Source organism: Hydrocoleum sp. CS-953 (genome assembly GCF_002260545.1).
In the GTDB taxonomy this organism is placed as follows: domain Bacteria; phylum Cyanobacteriota; class Cyanobacteriia; order Cyanobacteriales; family Microcoleaceae; genus Trichodesmium.
The window spans coordinates 1-4,716 of record NZ_LGSU01000795.1; the positions used below are offsets into that span (position 1 = coordinate 1).

The 4,716-nt window shown below is 38.8% G+C and carries 3 protein-coding genes; 1 reads left to right on the forward strand and 2 read right to left on the reverse strand.

Annotated elements, in window-relative coordinates; genetic code table 11:
* Positions 1-647 precede the first annotated feature (647 nt).
* Together AFK68_RS09880 and AFK68_RS09885 are read right to left on the reverse strand one after the other, a co-directional pair.
* Complete coding sequence (locus AFK68_RS09880) at positions 648-2,093, reverse strand: NACHT domain-containing NTPase (RefSeq protein ID WP_094672558.1); 1,446 nt, start codon at positions 2,091-2,093, stop codon at positions 648-650.
* A 63-nt stretch (positions 2,094-2,156) separates the two neighbouring features.
* Positions 2,157-2,642 (reverse strand): hypothetical protein, encoded by a 486-nt coding sequence (locus AFK68_RS09885; protein ID WP_094672559.1) that lies wholly within the window; start codon positions 2,640-2,642, stop codon positions 2,157-2,159.
* A 532-nt stretch (positions 2,643-3,174) separates the two neighbouring features.
* Here AFK68_RS09885 and AFK68_RS09890 point away from each other — a divergent pair.
* Positions 3,175-4,353 carry an LptF/LptG family permease gene (locus AFK68_RS09890; RefSeq protein WP_094672560.1) on the forward strand — a complete coding sequence of 393 codons (1,179 nt, stop codon included), beginning with the start codon at positions 3,175-3,177 and terminating at the stop codon, positions 4,351-4,353.
* The last annotated feature ends 363 nt before the right edge of the window (positions 4,354-4,716 follow it).

The following is a 4,716-nucleotide window of genomic DNA, read 5'->3' on the forward strand; positions in this document are numbered from 1 at the left end:
ATCAGCATTAGACCCCAAAAAATCCACCAAAGCATCAATCGCTTTCTGATTGCCGGGGTCAATTTTCCCTAAACTTTCTGCTGCTTGCATGCGAGTATCATCAGCATTAGACCACAACAAATCCACCAAAGCATTGATAGTATTTTCTCTTGGAGTCTCTAGTAAAACAGCCTTCGCTTCTGTTTTTATTTGATAGAAACCATCTTTGTACTTCCAATCAACTATTTTTTCAACTATTTCATCAGTTTTAGAACATTTGCGAAACTCAGCAATTCCAGCAGCAGCTAGAAAATAAGCCCGATATCCATAAAAACCTCTATCTAAATTTTCTTCCTTTAGCAAAAAGTGTTTACACTTATCCTTAAACTTAGTCAAAGCCTTAATAAACCCCTCCTTCTCTTCTTCCTCCACATCCTCTCGCCCCAACCACAACAAAATCACCTGCTTCCACTCCGACTGAAAAATTCGATAACATCTCCCCTTCAGAGGTTTATTCTTGTGGTCGCGAGGCAAGAAAAAATCCCAATCAGCGATCGCCACANAATCAACTATTTTTTCAACTATTTCATCAGTTTTAGAACATTTGCGAAACTCAGCAATTCCAGCAGCAGCTAGAAAATAAGCCCGATATCCATAAAAACCTCTATCTAAATTTTCTTCCTTAGCAAAAAGTGTTTACACTTATCCTTAAACTTAGTCAAAGCCTTAATAAACCCCTCCTTCTCTTCTTCCTCCACATCCTCTCGCCCCAACCACAACAAAATCACCTGCTTCCACTCCGACTGAAAAATTCGATAACATCTCCCCTTCAGAGGTTTATTCTTGTGGTCGCGAGGCAAGAAAAAATCCCAATCAGCGATCGCCACAGCAGCAAAATATTCCTCAAACGACGCATGAAAAAAAGCATACACCTTTTTCGTGGGTGACTCTGCTGCCACCCCCACATTATTCAGCCATCCAATTTGCAACGCCAGGTAAAACAGAGAATTTTCATCATCAACATCCCCCAACCTCTCAACAATAAAATCCTCACGCAACCGAAAACGACTTCCACTAGAATCAATATCATCCTTTGCCAACCTACCCAAAGCCAGATTTAACTCCCGTTGCTTGCTTTCCTTAATTGGAAAAAGAATAGACTTCCACCGATAAAACTGCTCCACAAACTGACCATACAATTCCGCCTTCGTCTCCGGCAAACTTCCCTCATATAACTGCCAACTCCGACATAACAGCGCCAACCGCAGAGGATTTTGCACCAAATCTCGCACCCGCGCTTTTTCCTCTTTCCCCAATTCCACCTTTAAGCGATCGCCCTTACTCTGCTCCCCCCTTACCAAGGGGGGTTGGGGGGGATCGAAGGGTTGAGGAGAATTAAACCAATTATCAATAAACTGATGCACCTGCTGAGGATAATCAAAATCCAACAACCGAAAAGTCTCAAATTCAGACAAAGCATTCACATCTGCCTGCCAAACATTCAGACGACAAGTCAACACCACCCGCGCTTTACCCACCCACCCGGAAAGTTGACGAGAAATATTTTGCAAAGTCTGACTGCCAGAAGTAGCAATTTCATCCACCCCATCCAATAACAACCACACTCGCCCCCGTTCAAATTGTTCGGTAAAATTCTCCCCCACTTTCTGACGCTTATCTGGAGAAAAAGGCAGCCAAGAATTGAGCAAATAATCCTCAAGACTCCTCAAATTCCCGTCTAGAGTCAAATCTGCCAAAGAAACCCACACAGGCAAACCCAACCCTTGCTGCAATATCCAATTCGCAATAGTTTGCAACAGAGTAGTTTTGCCCGCCCCCGGTTCCCCAATTAAAGAAATTCTTTGACCTTGACTTTTACCTTGTTTTTGCTGTAAAATCTCTTTTAAGAAAGTATTGTGGGTAAATCTTTGCTTTTCCTCATATTCGGGTTCATAAAGTTTCGTTCCCTGTTCGGGAGATAACCCATCTTGTTCTCGTTTCTCTGATTTTTTCCGTTCCACCAGTGCCAATGGGACATAAATTTGTTCCCGTCGTTTTTTGGCCTCCTCATCATCGTGAAATAGGGAATTACTGGTTAGTTGATTATTCAGCATTTCCCGACAAATATGTTGCCATTCCTTGAGAGTAAATTCTTTTCCCTGTTCGGGCGAAGTCAGTCAAATGGTAGTTCGTTTGTCAATTTTGTTAATTTTGAGTGTGCCACCAACTATCCCATCTTTTCCCATCTCATTTTTTCCAATCGCTATCCCACCTTTTTCCGCCTTAATTTCTTTTACTACTATGTCGGCATTCTTTTCATCTTCCGACTGTAGAGACTTTAACGCTTCTGTAATTTCTTCCACAACCTCAGTCAACTTTGGATGAGGATTTTCCTCTACTGCCGCTGCTAACTCCTGTATTGTTTGCGCCACATCAGCATTAGCTGCTGCCTCCTGCATTTCCAGAAACGCCTGACCATAATCTAAAGGTTGGTCTGGAGCTTTTTCAATAGCTGTCACAGTATCGGGAGATTCTTGTTTCAGACATTTCATCAACTTAGAACTTTTATCCCAGACCACCTGCCCAATATTTTCTCCAGTTTTTTCCAAAGCTTTTGTCCCCAATACAGCAGCTAGCGCCATTGCAATAGTAATAGGGTCCATAATTTTCAGCCTCCTAAAATTGGACTCAGATTAAGTTAATTATTAGATAGTCTTCTAAAATATCCTATTTAATTAGAGCAAATTCAAAACCAACCTACAAAGTTTCAAATAACTATATTGAATAAGAAAAAAATTACCGAAAAATAAAGGTATCAAGCCTCTCCTTTCAAGGAGAAACAAAAAAAATTTTCCTTTTATTCAATCCAATCCGTTTTAGGGAGAGGTAATTATCAATTATCAATTATCCATTATCCATTATTGAAGATCGCTTAACCGCAAGATTATCAAAAAATTACCCCTGAAGAATACTTAGAAGCAGTCGCAACATCTTGCTCCACCGATCGACTTTCTTCATCTCCACAATTAACCAAAATAAATTTCCTCTGGCCCACTTTTCAGTTTCGGAACTTTATGATTGAGATTAAGCTAACCTTAGATAATATCCTAAAACATCTATTTTATCAGGGCAGAATTAACAGCCAACCTAGCTTTCAATTCTGAATTGTAGAACTTGACCTTAAATCTGAAGTATATGGAGCGTAGTATCTCAAAGTCTTTATTTTTCCTCCACAGATTGGAACCAAAAATTTCAGTCATGGACCGCTACATCATCACAGAATTAATTGGGCCATTCCTCTTTGGTGTAGGATTATTTTCATCTATTGGCATAACAGTGGGGGCAATGTTTGAGTTAGTCCGAAAAGTAACAGAATCTGGACTACCTGTTTCTATTGCCATTCAAGTATTTCTACTCAAAATGCCAGAATTTATTGGTCTGGCATTCCCGATGGCAATGGTACTTGCTACTCTCATGGTTTACAGTCAGATGTCTGGTAATAGTGAGATAGTTGCTTTGCGTAGTTGTGGCATTAGTGTCTATCGAATGGTGATACCTGCGGTGATATTAAGTTTGACTGTAACTGCTTTCAGCTTTGCCCTGAATGAAGTAATTGTACCTAGTGCTAACTATCAAGGCTCTCTCATTCTAGAAAAAACTCTAGACCAAGAAAATCCTCCTTTCAAAGAAAAAAATATTTTCTATCCAGAATTTGGTAAAGTCAAACAACCAGACGGCAGTCTAGACGATGCACTTACCCGCTTATTCTACGCCGAAAGGTTTGATGGTAAATATATGAAAGGGGTCACTATTTTGGACCGTTCTCAATATGGAGTTGACCAAATTGTGTCCTCCGAATCAGCAACTTGGAACTCAGCGGAAAATATTTGGGACTTATTTAATGGGACAATTTATCTGGTATCTCCAGATGGTTCATATCGTAATATTGTCAAGTTTGACCATCAAAAATTAAAGCTTTCTAGTGCTCCTTTAGATTTAGCAGGTAAAAGACGTACTTACAAACAAATGAATATTGCTCAATCTTATGAATATTTAGACTTAATGCGACTAAGTGGAAATTATCGGAAAGTTGTTAAAACTCAAGTCAGAATTCAACAAAAATTTGCTTTACCATTTGTGTGTTTAGTAATGGGTTTAGTAGGAGCAGCTTTAGGAATTAGACCGCAAAGAAGGGCTAATAGAGGTACTAGCTTTGGTATTAGTGTGATAATTATTTTTGGTTATTATTTACTTTCATTTATTACAGGAGCAATGGGGCAAAAAGAAATTTTGACTCCTTTTTTTGCGGGATGGTTACCAAATTTTGTTGGTCTTGGAGTAGCAGTATTATTGTTAGTAAGAGCCTCAAGATAATGAATTCACAAGTCAAAAGTCAAAAGTCAAAAGTTAGAAGTTTTTTTAACGGGGATTTCTGAAGTTAGAAGTCAAAAGTTATCATTTATATCAAATCCATTAGCAATGAAAGTGTTATCAGAAACTGGGTTTGTTGGAGGTAAATTTTAGTATGGTGAGGCATTTAATACAAATCCGGTTTCTATCTTTTTTACACTGATATACCGNTATCATTTATATCAAATCCATTAGCAATGAAAGTGTTATCAGAAACTGGGTTTGTTGGAGGTAAATTTTAGTATGGTGAGGCATTTAATACAAATCCGGTTTCTATCTTTTTTACACTGATATACCGGGTTCTATATTAGAAGTTCAATTCTTACT